Annotated in this window: 14 protein-coding genes and 2 pseudogenes; 11 read left to right on the top strand and 5 right to left on the bottom strand. The window is 50.4% G+C overall.

The window, feature by feature from the left end; all coding sequences use genetic code 11:
• Positions 1–137 precede the first annotated feature (137 nt).
• From UC14_RS04955 to UC14_RS04970, 4 genes are all read left to right on the top strand, one after another.
• Positions 138–1,160: a glycosyltransferase family 9 protein gene (locus tag UC14_RS04955; protein ID WP_112197335.1), complete on the top strand. Its 1,023-nt coding sequence runs from the start codon at positions 138–140 to the stop codon at positions 1,158–1,160.
• Between the two features lie 73 nt (positions 1,161–1,233).
• Positions 1,234–2,316, top strand: coding sequence for a glycosyltransferase family 9 protein (locus tag UC14_RS04960; RefSeq protein WP_013578169.1), 1,083 nt, complete (start codon positions 1,234–1,236; stop codon positions 2,314–2,316).
• Entirely contained in the window at positions 2,303–2,659 is a 357-nt protein-coding gene (locus UC14_RS04965; RefSeq protein WP_013578168.1) for a DUF1493 family protein, read from the top strand. Before UC14_RS04960 ends, UC14_RS04965 begins: the two co-directional genes overlap by 14 nt.
• Before the next feature lie 136 nt (positions 2,660–2,795).
• The gene (locus UC14_RS04970; protein ID WP_013578167.1) at positions 2,796–3,656 is read left to right on the top strand and encodes an aldo/keto reductase family oxidoreductase; all 861 of its coding nucleotides are present in this window, start codon (positions 2,796–2,798) and stop codon (positions 3,654–3,656) included.
• Positions 3,657–3,745: 89 nt separating this feature from the next.
• On the opposite strand, the gene UC14_RS04975 is transcribed toward UC14_RS04970, so the two are convergent.
• Entirely contained in the window at positions 3,746–4,660 is a 915-nt protein-coding gene (locus UC14_RS04975; protein ID WP_112151406.1) for a LysR family transcriptional regulator, read from the bottom strand.
• 118 nt (positions 4,661–4,778) lie between these two features.
• Between UC14_RS04975 and UC14_RS04980 the strand changes: the two genes are divergently transcribed.
• Positions 4,779–5,225, top strand: coding sequence for an ester cyclase (locus UC14_RS04980; RefSeq protein WP_112151407.1), 447 nt, complete (start codon positions 4,779–4,781; stop codon positions 5,223–5,225).
• Between the two features lie 46 nt (positions 5,226–5,271).
• Here UC14_RS04980 and UC14_RS04985 read toward each other — a convergent pair.
• The 3 genes and pseudogenes from UC14_RS04985 to UC14_RS04995 all read right to left on the bottom strand — a co-directional run.
• Positions 5,272–5,559: pseudogene (locus UC14_RS04985) on the bottom strand (mechanosensitive ion channel protein MscS); the annotation flags it as partial.
• 49 nt (positions 5,560–5,608) lie between these two features.
• Positions 5,609–6,148: pseudogene (locus UC14_RS04990) on the bottom strand (IS5 family transposase); the annotation flags it as partial.
• Positions 6,149–6,290: 142 nt separating this feature from the next.
• Positions 6,291–7,451, bottom strand: coding sequence for an iron-containing alcohol dehydrogenase (locus UC14_RS04995; protein WP_013578164.1), 1,161 nt, complete (start codon positions 7,449–7,451; stop codon positions 6,291–6,293).
• A gap of 89 nt (positions 7,452–7,540) precedes the next feature.
• Here UC14_RS04995 and UC14_RS27340 point away from each other — a divergent pair, with 89 nt between their 5' ends.
• The 6 genes from UC14_RS27340 to UC14_RS05025 all read left to right on the top strand — a co-directional run bounded on the left by UC14_RS27340 (position 7,541) and on the right by UC14_RS05025 (position 13,642).
• Positions 7,541–7,795 (top strand): hypothetical protein, encoded by a 255-nt coding sequence (locus UC14_RS27340; protein ID WP_112151408.1) that lies wholly within the window; start codon positions 7,541–7,543, stop codon positions 7,793–7,795.
• Positions 7,796–7,975: 180 nt separating this feature from the next.
• On the top strand, positions 7,976–8,647 hold the full coding sequence (cecR, locus tag UC14_RS05005) for a transcriptional regulator CecR (RefSeq protein ID WP_013578163.1): 672 nt from the start codon (positions 7,976–7,978) through the stop codon (positions 8,645–8,647).
• Positions 8,648–8,660: 13 nt separating this feature from the next.
• A complete protein-coding gene (gene hlyD, locus UC14_RS05010) occupies positions 8,661–9,665 on the top strand; it encodes a secretion protein HlyD (protein WP_013578162.1) in 1,005 nt (334 codons plus the stop codon).
• Entirely contained in the window at positions 9,652–11,397 is a 1,746-nt protein-coding gene (locus UC14_RS05015; protein WP_013578161.1) for an ATP-binding cassette domain-containing protein, read from the top strand. Before hlyD ends, UC14_RS05015 begins: the two co-directional genes overlap by 14 nt.
• The gene (locus UC14_RS05020; RefSeq protein WP_112151411.1) at positions 11,390–12,526 is read left to right on the top strand and encodes an ABC transporter permease; all 1,137 of its coding nucleotides are present in this window, start codon (positions 11,390–11,392) and stop codon (positions 12,524–12,526) included. Before UC14_RS05015 ends, UC14_RS05020 begins: the two co-directional genes overlap by 8 nt.
• Positions 12,527–12,535: 9 nt before the next feature.
• Positions 12,536–13,642 (top strand): ABC transporter permease, encoded by a 1,107-nt coding sequence (locus UC14_RS05025; protein ID WP_112197336.1) that lies wholly within the window; start codon positions 12,536–12,538, stop codon positions 13,640–13,642.
• A 130-nt stretch (positions 13,643–13,772) separates the two neighbouring features.
• Here the strand turns inward: UC14_RS05025 and UC14_RS05030 are convergent, their stop codons facing one another.
• Positions 13,773–14,576, bottom strand: coding sequence for a pyrroline-5-carboxylate reductase (locus tag UC14_RS05030; protein ID WP_014416682.1), 804 nt, complete (start codon positions 14,574–14,576; stop codon positions 13,773–13,775).
• Position 14,577 lies beyond the last annotated feature (1 nt).

A 14,577-nucleotide genomic window follows, 5' to 3' on the forward strand; every position in this document is an offset into this window, starting at 1 on the left:
TAGCAGTAAATTTCATTATGTCTTTATGACGGCCCTTTAATAGAACACCCGCATGATGATAATGAAGTTTATATATAATGATAAGAGTCAGGCATAAAGTTACATTCTTGATGACAGTGTATTTAATGAGGAAAGAAATGAAAATATTAATAATCAGACGGGAAAACATTGGTGATCTTATCCTTACAACCCCGCTGATTTCTATGCTGGCGAAAAATCATCACGTCGATGTGCTGGTTAATTCTTACAACAAACAGGTTCTTGAAGGTAATCCCGGCGTCAGTAAAGTTCATCATTATACTAAACTGCATCATGAAGGATCTTACACTCAAAAGATAAAAGCCATTTTACGCCGTGTAGTCACCACTTTGGCTATTCGGAAAGAAGGTTATGATGTAGCTATTGTGGCAGGGAACTGGAATAAAAGACCTTTGCGATGGGCAACATTATCACGGGCCAAACGAATCATCGCGATAGGAAGTGATTCGCCAGACTCTGTCACCGATAAAATACCTTATATGCGGGATGGCATGCATATGGTTGAACAGATGGCTGAACTCGCCAGGCCTTTAAATTGTCACGCCAAACCGGGGAAACTGGCTTTATGGGTGACAAAATCTGAAAAAGAACTGGCAGCTCACAAAATAAAAAACACTTACAATATGCCCTTATATGGTTTGCAGATCAGCGCCCGAAAAGAAAAACAACGCTGGCCCGTTGAGAATTATATCGAAATCGCGCACAGGCTGGCGCGTGACGAACCTTGCAAAATTATTCTTTTCTGGTCGCCAGGTTCAGAAGATAACTTGTGTCATCCCGGGGATGACCAGAAAGCGCAGTACATCATCAACGCCTGCAAAGATATTATTATGGTTCCTTTCGATACCGTAAATATTCGTGAACTTATGGCAGGAATGTCTCTGTGCCACCAGATAATCACCAGCGATGGCGGTGCATTGCACATTGCAGCGGGTGTGGGAAAACCAGTGGTGGCGCTTTTTGGTAACAGTGATCCGCAGGTCTGGGGGCCATGGAAAGTGCCGTGCAGAATCATTGCTGCTGCAGACGAAGAGGTTTCTCATATTTCAACCGATGAAGTTTATAACAATTTCGTTGCACTGAGAGATGAAGTGCTTACTGAAAATACAAAAAATGAGTAACAGCCTAAAACTCTATTTGTAATTTAATGGAAAAATAGTCCCTATCATCGCGTTGCGGGTAACCTGAACAGAAATGAAAGCCATCAAGATAAAAGTAATAAAGACGATATTGCATATCTATTGTTTTTTAACGAGAAGAAAAAAATATTCGCTGCAAGAGCGTGAAACATCACCGGGTAATATTGTCATTTACTCCACTACCGCGCTGGGGGACTACCTCATGAACACACCGGCAATCATGCATTTAAAGAATAGGTTTCCAGCCAGCAAAATAATACTGGTTACCAGTAAAAAAAATCACAGCCTGGTTGTGCAATATGATTGGTTTGACCATATTTATATATGGGATAATAAAGTTGTCAGAATATTACCTTTGTTATGTAAACTCAGAAAACACAAACCTGATATTTCCGTTATTTTACACGCACACTTTCCTTATGACATATTTTGTGCTGTTTTATCCGGCAGTAAAATGATTTTACGCGACCACTATGGCAGTGAGTCTCCCGAACTTAATCGTTATTTAGATCACTATTCCGGTTACTATGACGGACATACTATCCGGCGTAAATTGAAGCTACTCGAAACACTGGGAGAAAATACTGGCGACACGACAATGCATCTTCCCGTGATCAATACTCTTTTACCGCGTCAGTATTTACGCCAGCGCATTGGATTTCAGTTAGGGGCATCCAATGAGACCCGTCGCTGGCCGGTATGTTTTTTCAGTACACTCGCCTGTATGTTATTAGACAACGATCGGGATCTGGAAATCATTATCACAGGCACAACATCCGAAAAGAATCTGGCGAATGATTTCTTAAAACAATTACCCGCTCACTATCAGAACAATATATGCGTAATGTCTGGTCATACGCAGTTGACAGAATTAGTCACGCTGTTGAAAAGTCTGGATGTTCTTGTTACGGGTGACACCGGGCCGTTACATATCGCAGTGGCCGCTGGCGTAAATACAGTCAGTCTTTTTGCCACAGCCAATCCAGCCTATACCGGTCCGTGTCAGGATCCGGATAAACATATTATTTTGCACCGTCCTGATGGTGAAAAAACAGAACATCCCATGATGGCGATTCTGCCTGTTGAGGTTTACCACGCTGTCAGGGAATTGCTGGGGAGGACATATGACAGTGAATGATGTGCTGGAAGGGAAAATCATTGATTTTCTTGAACAACATAACCACCCCACCGTGTTTGGTTTTTACAATAAGGTCTGCGGGAGTGATTTTTCATTGTTAAAGCTTTCGCTGAGTGAAATACAGACGGATATCCTGATGAACGATTTTTTCATCCAGTTCAAGGTAAAACCTAAAAACTATCGCACATCCAACCATTTCCCCGAAAAAACGGGTGTTCTCGGTTCATTGATTTTTACCCTAAACCGGATGCAGGGAAAAGTGACACCCATAACCGTCAGAGCGCTGCACGATGCGGCTCTTATGGGCGTCTGGCCTGATTATCTTCAGGGCAAAAATCAATAAACAATGTCCTGTGCAGAATTCAGCGCGATAACCTTCGCCATTGTGCGCCAGTCCGTACAGTTTGTCCTGATTTCACCGGATAGTTGCACAACCTGCCCGCGGCTACAATCAGTGAACAATCACACAGGAGAATTCCATGTCACACACCTCAATGACTTACCCCCTCGGCGACAGAGAAGTGGCGCGCTTAGGTTATGGCGCAATGCAATTGGCTGGCCCCGGCGTTTTTGGCCCGATCAGCGATGAAGCACGGGGCATTCAGGTGCTGCGTGATGCCCTGGCATCTGGTGTTAATCACATCGACACCAGCGATTTTTATGGTCCGCATGAAACCAATAAGCTGATCAAAAAAGCCCTGCATCCGTATCCCGATAATCTGTGCATCGTGACAAAAGTCGGCGCACGACGTGATGAAAAAGGCGGCTGGTTACCGGCTTTCAGCCCGCAGGAACTGACGCAGGCGGTGGAAGATAACCTGCGCAATCTCGGGCTGGAGACGCTGGAAGTGGTAAATTTGCGCAGCATGCTCGATGAACGTCAGCCAAAAGAAGGATCACTGGCACCGCAGCTGGAGGCGCTGATTACGCTGAAAGAGCGCGGCCTGATCCGTCATATAGGTCTGAGCAATGTGACTGCAAAACAGGTCGCCGATGCACAGAAACTGACGACGATCGCCTGCGTTCAGAACATGTATAACCTGGCGAACCGTCACGACGACGCGCTGGTGGATAGCCTGGCTGAACAGGAAATCGCGTATGTGCCGTTCTTCCCGCTGGGCGGTTTTTCGCCATTGCAGTCAACGCAGCTTGATGAAGTGGCGGCACAATTGCAGGCGACGCCGATGCAGGTCGCGCTGGCCTGGCTGCTCAAACGCTCGCCGAATATCTTGTTGATCCCCGGCACGTCATCGCCGCAGCATCTACAGGAAAATCTGGCCAGTGCGAAGGTGATTTTGTCCGATGAAGTGATGGAAAAACTGAACGGAATAGCGGGTTAGCTCTCACACATCCCCCGGCACATCATGCGGGGGAATGGTTTCCCCGGTGGCTGAATCTTCGCCCCGTGGTATTAACGGAGTCTGGTCACTCACAGCAATTCATGGGCCTGCGCGCAGATCAGTTGTCTCAGCCATTTCTGCGCATTGCTGTCATCAGAACGCCGGTGCCACAACAGATAAAACGGGATCTCCGGCAATGCCACCGGCGGCAGGGTCATCACGATATTGGGGTGTTTCTCGCTCACTACCACGCTGCGTTTGAGCACCGTCGCGACATACCCCGTCTGCTGCACCACACCGGCAACGCCAGCCATGGTCGGCAACGTCAGACGAAGTTCACGAGCCAGCCCCATCTCCCTGAGTTGTTCATCGACCAGACCATAATGATTTCCTTCCGGCGAGACCAGAATATGGCTCATCCCGAGATAGGTTTCTAACGTCATGCCGTTGCGTGCCGCATCACTGTCGCGGCGGATAAGCGTGACAAATTCATCACTGAACAAGGGCTGCGATAAGATGCGGTTTTCCGGCCGGGTCGGGGGAATACCGATCACCACATCAACCTCACCGGCATCCAGCATCGACACGGACGCATCGCGGTCGGTGAATGTCCTCACATGCAGTGTCACTCCGGGCGCCTGTTCGCTGATCGCCCGCATAATGCCGGGCAGTAACACCATCAGCGGGTATTCGGACGTGCCAAGCGTAAAAGACATTTTTCTGTTTTCCGGCGCAAAATTGTCGTCCGGAGCCAGCAGATGACTCAGTTCGTTAAGTGCTTTTGACACATGCAAACCGATCTCTTTTGCCCTGGCGGTAGGCAGCAAACCGGAAGCACTGCGGATAAACAGCGGATCCGCAAAATGCGTTCGCAGGCGCGACAATGCCGCGCTCATCGCGGGCTGACTGACCACCGCTTTGCTGGCGGCACGGGTCACATTCCGCTCTTCCATCAGCGCATCAAATGCGACCAGCAGATTCAAATCGAGACCCTTAAAATCCATAAAACGTATATTCCTCTATATGCTTTTCTTATTTCAATTATTACTGATATGAATGTGATACTCGCTGCGTGCACCACATTAACCCTATAAAAATGCAATCAGCCAGAGGAATTTAACGATGTCAGACAACAATAGCGAGATGGCAAATCGTCTTATCGCGGAGCGTAAAGCCGTTGAAAAAATCTATCAGGCTTTTAGCCTGCATGATCCGGACTTAATGGATGAGGCAGTCACGCAGGACTGGAAAGATATTCCCCTCGCGCCAGGTCAGGCATCCGGCCCCGAAGGGTTGAAACCGATCATCCGGGGGTTCATTGAGGCTTTTCCGGATGTGAAGATCACCATCCACGACCTTCTTCAGACCCCGGGGAAGATTGCCGTGCGCGCAGAAATTACCGGTACCCATCACGGCAACTTTATGGGCATCGAACCGACCGGCAAATTTGTCAGCATCCGGCTGCATGAATTTCATGAGCTGAATGGCGAACGCGTCACCACCACCTGGCATCTGGAAGACTGGTTTGGCGCGTTCATGCAACTCGGTCAGTTCCCGCCGCAGGGTTAACAACCGGACAACAATTAAAGGCAAGCGCTGACCCGTCTGATAGATTTCATTTCGGATTGTCTGGCGGTGAGGCGGGTGCGGCGAACCAGTTATCCTGAGTTACCATGACCGCCGTTTCCGGCTGATTCACAAAATTCGGCGACATGATCTGCACATTAAATTCGTTGAATACGTCCTGAATGTGACTGTGCAATTCGCTTCTCACTGTGGCAAGAGATTCGCCCGGCTGGAGATGCACCTGCAGTTCATAAGCGATGTACCAGTCCATCAGGCTGAGCTGGCGCACCAGCGGCTTCTGCTGAAGATCAATACCTCGCGTGCGACTGGCGGCCACGACAGCCCGCAGGCAGCCGGATTGTATCTTTATGAAATTGGCACAGAAGATGCCGGGCTGACCGAATACCCCCTACCTTACGCTGAACTCCAATACCGTCCAGAAGACGTTGCGCAAACTGGCTTTCATGAGCCTGTCCGGGACTCAGCACGATGTTTAGCGGGAGACCGCTTGCGCCTGTCACCCGATGGATTTTGATGCCAAAACCACCGTGAGAGCGACCCAGCCCATTATCTCCGGTTATATAGGGATGTTTTTTTGAGCGCCGGCAGCACATTTCAGCGCCCGGATATTACTGCCATCCATCGCTGTGGCAGACCAGTCAACAAGGCCATAAAGCAACCTGTTGAAAATAAGGTTAATCACTGCCGATTTTGACCATTGGTTAAAGCGGATAAACGGTTTTCCACGGCCCCTATCGTTTAGATAAATCGCGCCATAGGGCACCTGAACACAACACCCAGAACATGCCGTTGATGATCATGCGGTGCTGTGCCCATGGCCGTCCGCCCCGTGGCGTAGCAGGCTCAAGAGGCAACAAGGACTGGATGATGGTCCATGCTTCGCCGGGAAGGTCGTAGCGAGGCATAGTTTACTATGTCTTGAAAACAGATAGTTACTATAGCCCGGATGATTAAGGGACACAGCTTAGCTGCAGGTCACCTGCAGCCAGGCCTTAATTCATTTACGGTGAAGGTTTTTCAGGCCCATCGTCGCGCAGTTATCTAACGTTACTCTTCGCCTTCATAAGCCTGACGATAGAGTTCAATGACCTGCTCTTTAGTCGCTTTGCGCGGGTTCGTTAACTGGCAGACATCTTTTTTCGCATTCTCGGCCATGATGGCAAAATCTTCAGGTTTGACGCCCAGGCTTTTCAGATCGCGAGGAATGCCAACCTGCCTGCTCAGGCGGCGGATGGCGTTAATGGCTTTAACCGCAGCTTCATCGGTAGAGAGCCCGGCCACGTTTTCCCCCATGGCCTCTGCAATATCGCGGAAGCGATTAAGGTTGCCAATCAAGTTAAAGTACTCAACATAAGGCAGCAGAATGGCATTACATACCCCATGGGGAAGGTTATAGAACCCGCCCAACTGATGCGCCATCGCATGGACATAGCCCAGAGAAGCGTTGTTAAAGGCAATCCCGGCGAGGTACTGCGCGTAGGCCATATTATCCCTTGCCTTCATATATTCGCCGTTTGCCACAGCTTTGGGAAGGTACTGGGTGATCATCCTGATCGCTTGCAGCGCGGCGGCATCAGTCAGCGGGTTCGCCATGGTAGACACGTACGCTTCGATGGCGTGAGTTAACGCATCCATGCCGGTCGCGGCGGTCAGTGAAGGTGGCATCCCGACCATGAGCTCCGGGTCGTTAATCGAGATTTGAGGCGTCACGCGCCAGTCAACAATCGCCATTTTAACTTTACGTGCTGTATCAGTGATGATGCAGAAACGGGTAATTTCTGAAGCGGTACCTGCGGTGGTGTTGATTGCCATTAATGGGATCATATCGTTGCTGGATTTATCAATACCCTCAAAGTCGTGAATATTTCCTCCATTGGCTGCGACTAATCCAATACCTTTCGCACAGTCATGGGAGGAACCGCCACCGAGTGAAACAATACCATTGCAGCCATGTTCCCGGTAAAAACTAATCCCCGCCTCTACGTTTTTATCTGTGGGGTTAGGTTCCGCGCCACCAAATATACGCGCTTCAATACCGGCTTCTTCATAAATTTTAGCGACTTTGTCCGCCATGCCACTTTTTGCCAGGAAAGCGTCCGTGACAATCATGATTTTTTTTACATCTAACGTTTTTGCCAGCGTACCGGCTTCCTGAACACTGCCTTCGCCAAATACATTTCGTGTTGGCAGAAAATAATATGTCGACATTGAGCTTCCCCTGTTCATAAATGTGATTGTTAATGTGTCCATGACTGCTTTTGAGCGGTAGACAAAATGCATCAAGCACGGAGCGGGTGATGCGAACAAAAGCGCGGACCGAACATATCCACGACAATGGTAAGGGATTACTGGTAAAGAACAGAGAACAACCTCACAAAAGCAAGGGTCTTTATAACAAAAAGAATTATCTTTTTTCACATTGCATGTCTGGTTGGTCGTTGACCTGGTCGATTCAGGTTACCGCTGGAGATTTCACGCCGGCCAATACACAAATGTTGTTGCAAATCTTGCGACGTCTGCGGCAGAGGGAAGCGGCGAAAATAATCGGGTGAGCCATACACGGCGGCGATGAAGGGGCCTGTCTCCGATCTTCGTACGAATACATAAACAATTTCCTGACAGTCCAATAAATCGTCCGCACCACCTCGCAGGATACAAACACATCGCTGGACAGCCTATTTGTTTCGGCCTATTTTTAATCAATCGATTGATTAACTCTTTTATGAGGCAATATGCCGACCTCTCAACCTCCCATAACTTCTCGTGGCGAACAGGCTAAAAATAGCCTTATTAAAGCTGCCATCGCTCAGTTTGGTGAATATGGCTTGCAGGCGACCACCCGTGATATCGCGGCTCTTGCCGGGCAAAATATTGCGGCTATCACCTATTATTTCGGCTCAAAAGAAGAGCTGTATATTGCTTCTGCTGGGTGGATTGCTGATTTTATCAACGACAATTTTCTTGAGCACATGCAGTGCGCCGAAGAGGTTATGAGTCAGTCGCCATCAGACAAAGCGCAAATCCGCCAGCTAATTCATACGGCATGTGAGCAAATGATAAGGCTGCTCACCTCCGATGAAACTCTGAATCTCAGCAAATTTATCTCTCGCGAACAGCTTTCGCCAACACCCGCTTATCAGCTCATCCACGATCGTGTGATAGCACCGATGCACAGCCACCTGACTTCCCTTGTGGGCCGTTACACTGGACGTGATCCCCTGGATACCGAAACCATTTTGCATACTCACGCTTTGCTCGGACAGATTCTGGCCTTCCGACTGGGGCGGGAAACTATTTTACTACGCACCGGTTGGACAAACTTTGATAAGGCCAACCGGCAGCAAATCAGTAGCGTTGTGTTAACCCACGTCGATTTCATCCTGCTGGGATTGTCTGTTAATTAAGGAAGATCGTGCCATGAAAAATAAAAAGCCCATGGTTGTGCTCGTTGTTATTGCGTTGCTGGTCAGCTGTTTTGGCGGCTGGATGTGGTATCAAAGCGAGCAGGAAAAGCCATTAACGCTCTACGGGAATGTGGATATTCGCACAGTGAACATGAGCTTTCGCGTCGGTGGTCGCCTCGCTACGTTGCAGGTCGATGAAGGCGATTCAATCAAGGCTGGGGAAACGCTCGGGGAACTGGACAAAGGCCCGTATCAAAACGCCTTGCAACAGGCGGAAGCAAACGTTGCAGCGACACAAGCGAAATTTGATTTGATTATTGCCGGCTACCGTGACGAAGAAATTGCCCAGGTGGCCGCGCAGGTGAATCAGGCGCAGGCTGCCTATGACTATGCCCAGAATTTTTACCAGCGCCAACAAGGGCTGTGGGCCAGACGCATGATTGCTGCAAATGAGCTGGAAAATTCCCGTTCATCAAGCGATCAGGCAAAAGCTACGCTGAAAGCCGCGCGCGATAAGCTCAGTCAGTACCACAACGGTAACCGCCCGCAAGAGATTGCCCAGGCACAGGCCAGTCTGCAACAGGCTAAAGCACAGCTCTCCCAGGCGCAGCTGGATTTACAGGACACCACGCTTACCGCCCCATCCGCCGGCACATTGCTTACTCGCGCTGTTGAACCAGGGAGCATGCTCAGCGCGGGTAGCACGGTATTAACGCTTTCCCTTACACGCCCGGTGTGGGTACGTGCTTATGTGAATGAAGTGAGTCTTTACAATGTACAGCCGGGTACGGAAGTGCAGATTTATACCGACGGGCGTCCCGAAAAGCCCTATCACGGCAAAATTGGCTTTGTTTCTCCTACCGCGGAGTTCACCCCTAAAACGGTTGAGACGCCCGATCTGCGCACCGATTTGGTCTATCGCCTGCGCATTATCGTGACCGATGCCGACGATTCGCTGCGTCAGGGTATGCCGGTCACCGTAAGTTTTAACAATGGTGCCCAGCATGACCCGCTATGACAGCGGCATCATCCGCTTGCAGGGGCTGATGAAAAACTTCCCTGAACTGGGTAAACCCGCGGTAGCAAGCCTCGAATGTGAAATCCACCCGGGGGAAGTCACCGGGTTGGTGGGGCCTGACGGCGCAGGGAAAACCACGCTAATGCGTATGCTGGCAGGCTTGATGAAACCTAGCGGGGGAAGTGCACAGGTCATAGGCCTCGACCCAATCAAAGATGGCAGTGCCCTACACGCCGTAGTAGGGTACATGCCGCAAAAATTCGGGCTGTATGAAGATCTGACGGTAATGGAAAATCTCACTCTGTACGCAGACCTGCGTGGAGTGACGGCCGAGGAACGTAAAAAAACATTTGCGCGGCTGCTAGAATTTACTTCCCTCGGTCCCTTTACCTCGCGCCTCGCCGGCAAACTTTCCGGCGGTATGAAGCAGAAGCTAGGCCTCGCCTGTACACTGGTCGGCCAACCTAAGGTTCTGCTGCTCGATGAGCCCGGCGTCGGCGTAGACCCCATTTCGCGACGCGAGCTGTGGCAGATGGTGCACGAACTGGCAGGTGAAGGGATGCTGATCCTATGGAGTACTTCGTACCTCGACGAAGCCGAACAGTGCCGCGAGGTGCTACTGCTAAACGAAGGCGAGCTGCTGTATCACGGAGCACCAAAAGAGCTGACGCAGAAAATGGCCGGGCGTTCGCTGCTGGTGAGTCATGGGGGAGAAAACAACCGCAAGCTGCTTCAGCGGGCGCTAAAATTGCCGCAGGTGAGCGACGGTGTGATTCAGGGGCGTTCCGTACGTCTGATACTGGCAAAAGACGCCACTATAGAAGAGCTGGCACAAGCATTGGATCTGTCTCTGGAGCAAATAACGCGTACCGTCCCGCGTTTTGAAGATGCGTTTATCGAACTGCTGGGAGGCACCGGCACGAAGGAATCACCGCTAGGAAAAATACTGCATACGGTGGAAGGCAGTTCCGAAGAAACGGTGATTGAAGCCAAACAGCTCACAAAGAAATTTGGTGATTTCACAGCGACTGACCAGGTCAATTTTACCGTACAGCGCGGCGAGATCTTCGGGCTGCTTGGGCCGAACGGCGCGGGTAAATCCACGACGTTTAAAATGATGTGCGGGCTGCTAGTGCCGACCTCTGGCAAGGCGCTGGTGTTGGATATGGATCTGAAAACCAGCTCCGGTAAGGCCCGTCAGCATCTGGGATATATGGCACAGAAGTTTTCGTTGTACGGCAACCTGACGGTTGCACAAAATCTGCGTTTCTTCTCAGGTGTGTACGGGCTGCACGGCAAGGCGCAGGACGACAAAATTTCCCGTATGAGCGAAGCGTTTAACCTCCAGCCGATATTTAACAGCCCGACAGATTCCCTGCCACTCGGCTTCAAGCAGCGCCTGGCGTTGGCCTGCTCACTGATGCATGAGCCGGATATTCTGTTCCTTGATGAACCCACGTCTGGCGTTGACCCGATTACACGGCGCGAATTCTGGTTGCACATCAACGACATGGTTGAAAAAGGCGTAACCGTGATGGTCACCACACACTTTATGGACGAGGCGGAATATTGCGACCGTATCGGGCTGGTATATCGTGGCAAGCTTATCGCCAGCGGCACGCCGGACGATCTCAAACAGCAGGCGGCAGACGACGAGCAGGTCGACCCAACCATGGAACAGGCATTTATCACGCTGATAAACAAGTGGGATAAGGAGCACACGCATGAGTGAGCATAAAATAGTCTCATGGAGGCGAGTACGCGCCCTCTGCGTGAAGGAAACGCGCCAGATTGCGCGTGACCCGAGCAGTTGGTTGATTGCTGTGGTGATCCCCCTGCTGCTGCTTTTTATTTTCGGCTTTGGCATCAACCTGGATTCAAGCCGCCTGCACGTGGGGATTCTGCTGGAACAGCAAAGCGAAGAAGCGCTGAGTTTCGCTCATACCATCAGCGCTTCGCCCTACATTCAGCCGACCATCAGCGATAACCGCCAAGAACTGATTCAGCTCATGCAGGCGGGAAAAATCCGCGGCATAGTGGTTATCCCTACAGACTTTGCGCAGAACATGGCGCGCGCCGGGGCTACAGCGCCGGTTCAGGTGATTACCGACGGCAGCGAACCGAACACCGCAAACTTTGTGCAGGGCTATGTCGAAGGGATCTGGCAGGTATGGCAACAGCAGCGCTCGAAGAGCCGGGGTGAAAGCGTCGAGCCACTGATTGACGTGCAACTGCGTTACTGGTTTAACCCTGCTGCTATCAGTCAGCATTTCATTATTCCGGGGGCGATAACCATCATTATGACGGTTATCGGTGCCATTCTGACATCGCTGGTCGTGGCGCGTGAGTGGGAACGAGGCACTATGGAAGCCCTGCTTTCAACGCAGATAACGCGTACCGAGTTGTTGCTGTGCAAGTTGCTCCCCTACTATGTGCTCGGCATGCTGGCAATGCTACTGTGTATGGTGGTTTCGGTATTTATTCTCGGCGTACCCTATCGCGGTTCGCTGCTACTGTTATTTTTGATTACCAGTCTGTTTTTGCTCAGTACGCTTGGTATGGGTCTGCTGATTTCGACTATCACTCGCAACCAGTTTAACGCCGCTCAAGTGGCGCTGAACGCTGCATTTTTACCTTCCATCATGCTCTCGGGCTTTATCTTCCAGATCGACAGCATGCCAGCGATTATCCGCGCAGTGACTTATATCATACCGGCGCGCTACTTCGTGAATACCCTGCAAACCCTGTTTCTCGCGGGAAATATCTCCACGGTGCTGATAGTTAACGTACTGTGTCTCATTGTCTCGGCGGTGATGTTTATCGGCCTGACGGCGTTGAAGACCAAACGTCGTCTGGATTAAGGGAAAGTTATGTATCATCGACTCTGGACATTAATTCGCAAAGAACTGCAATCCCTGCTGCGCGAGCCGCAAACCCGTACCATTTTGATTTTGCCGGTGGTGTTGCAGGTGATTCTGTTCCCGTTTGCCGCCACGCTTGAGGTCACTAACGCCACCATCGCGATTTACAGCCAAGACAATGGCAGCCATTCCGTGGAACTGACGCAACGTTTTGCACACGCCAAAGCTTTTAGCCATCTGCTGCTGTTAAAAAGCCCGCAGGAAATCCAGCCAACCCTCGATAAACAAAAAGCGCTGCTGCTGATCCACTTCCCTGCGGATTTCTCGCGAAATTTGGCAAGCAATCAGCCAGCTAAACTGCAAATTATTCTTGACGGTCGTAACTCGAACAGTGCGCAGATTGCCGCCAATTACCTGCAGCAAATCGTGAAAAACTACCAACTAGAACTCATGACTGGTCAACCGAAGTCGAATAACAGTGAGCTGGTAATACGCAATTGGTATAACCCAAACCTGAACTACAAATGGTTTGTGGTGCCGTCGCTTATCGCCATGATAACGACCATCGGCGTAATGATTGTGACTTCACTGTCCGTTGCTCGTGAACGTGAACAAGGCACGCTCGACCAGCTCCTGGTGTCGCCGCTTGCCACCTGGCAGATATTTGTTGGTAAAGCCGTACCCGCGCAGATTGTCGCCATTGCGCAGGCCACTATTGTGCTCGGTGTGGGAATATGGGGTTATCAAATCCCCTTCTCTGGTTCGGTCTTACTGTTCTACTTCACCATGTTGATTTACGGGCTTTCGCTGGTGGGATTCGGGCTGCTGATTTCTGCACTTAGTTCGACGCAGCAGCAGGCATTTATTGGCGTATTTGTCTTTATGATGCCGGCGATTCTGCTTTCCGGCTATGTCTCACCGGTAGAGAACATGCCCGTGTGGTTGCAAAATCTGACGTGGATAAATCCTATCCGGCACTTCACGGACATCACAAAACAAATTTACCTGAAAGATGCGAGTCTGGACATTGTATGGGGAAGCCTGTGGCCGCTACTGGTGATTGCAGCGATAACAGGCTCAGCGGCGTACTGGATGTTTCGCCGCAAAGTGGCCTGATCTGTCAATCAAATTCTTCGCCAGGGGTTGTCACGCACATTGATGACTTTACGCAGATGAGCTACATCCTTCAGCATGGCAGCCACACGTTGAAATTGCTGTCATAGACCACTCTTGTTAAAAAATAGTGTTATTTTTGACCAGAAAGCTCCGTTGTACGACGTACCGCAGCCAGAACGCTGCTTTGCAGACCAGCGGCGAAATTAATTTTATTCAACTCATATAAACCATTAATGCCAACCCCTGCCGGAGAGTTATTAATATCCATCAACTGGCGCGGATGGCGCCCGGATAACTTAAGCATTTCAACCGCGCCCACCAGGTTTTCCCATACCACTTGTGTTGACTGAGTCCGGGTTAATCCGGCAAGGACACCGGCGTCCGCCAGCGCTTCGACAAAATAATAGACATAGTTGACACCAGCGACAGCAAAACCGGTGAAGACGTCAATCAACCGTTCTTCCAGCACCATCACCTTGCCGAAACTTTCCAGAAACGGCATTACGGACGCGCTGTTAACATAAGCATTAAACGCCACGCCGCTGTAGCCCAGCCCGGTATCCGTCAGCGTATTCGGGATGATACGCGTAATCGGGCGTGACTCGCCCAGCATCAAAGACAACTGGGTCAGCGTTACGCCAGCAATAATAGAAATGACCGACGTCTGTGGCGCGGCATACTGCTTAATCAGTTGTGCGACATCAGCAATATTATCCTGCGGACGTACCCCAATCACGATGTGATCCGCTGCGGCCAGCGCGTTTGGCAAATCTTGTGTATTGCTCAACTCATAGCGCGCTTTCAGCGTTTCAATTCGCTCTGGATCAATATCCGATAAGCTGACCTCGTCCGGATTTAATGCGCCGCGTTTTAAGGCGGCGCGCAGAATCGCTTCGGTCATTTGACCAGCACCAATAAAGTGGATATGGCTCATA

Source organism: Rahnella sp. NRRL B-41462 (assembly GCF_003263525.1).
In the GTDB taxonomy this organism is placed as follows: domain Bacteria; phylum Pseudomonadota; class Gammaproteobacteria; order Enterobacterales; family Enterobacteriaceae; genus Rahnella; species Rahnella aceris.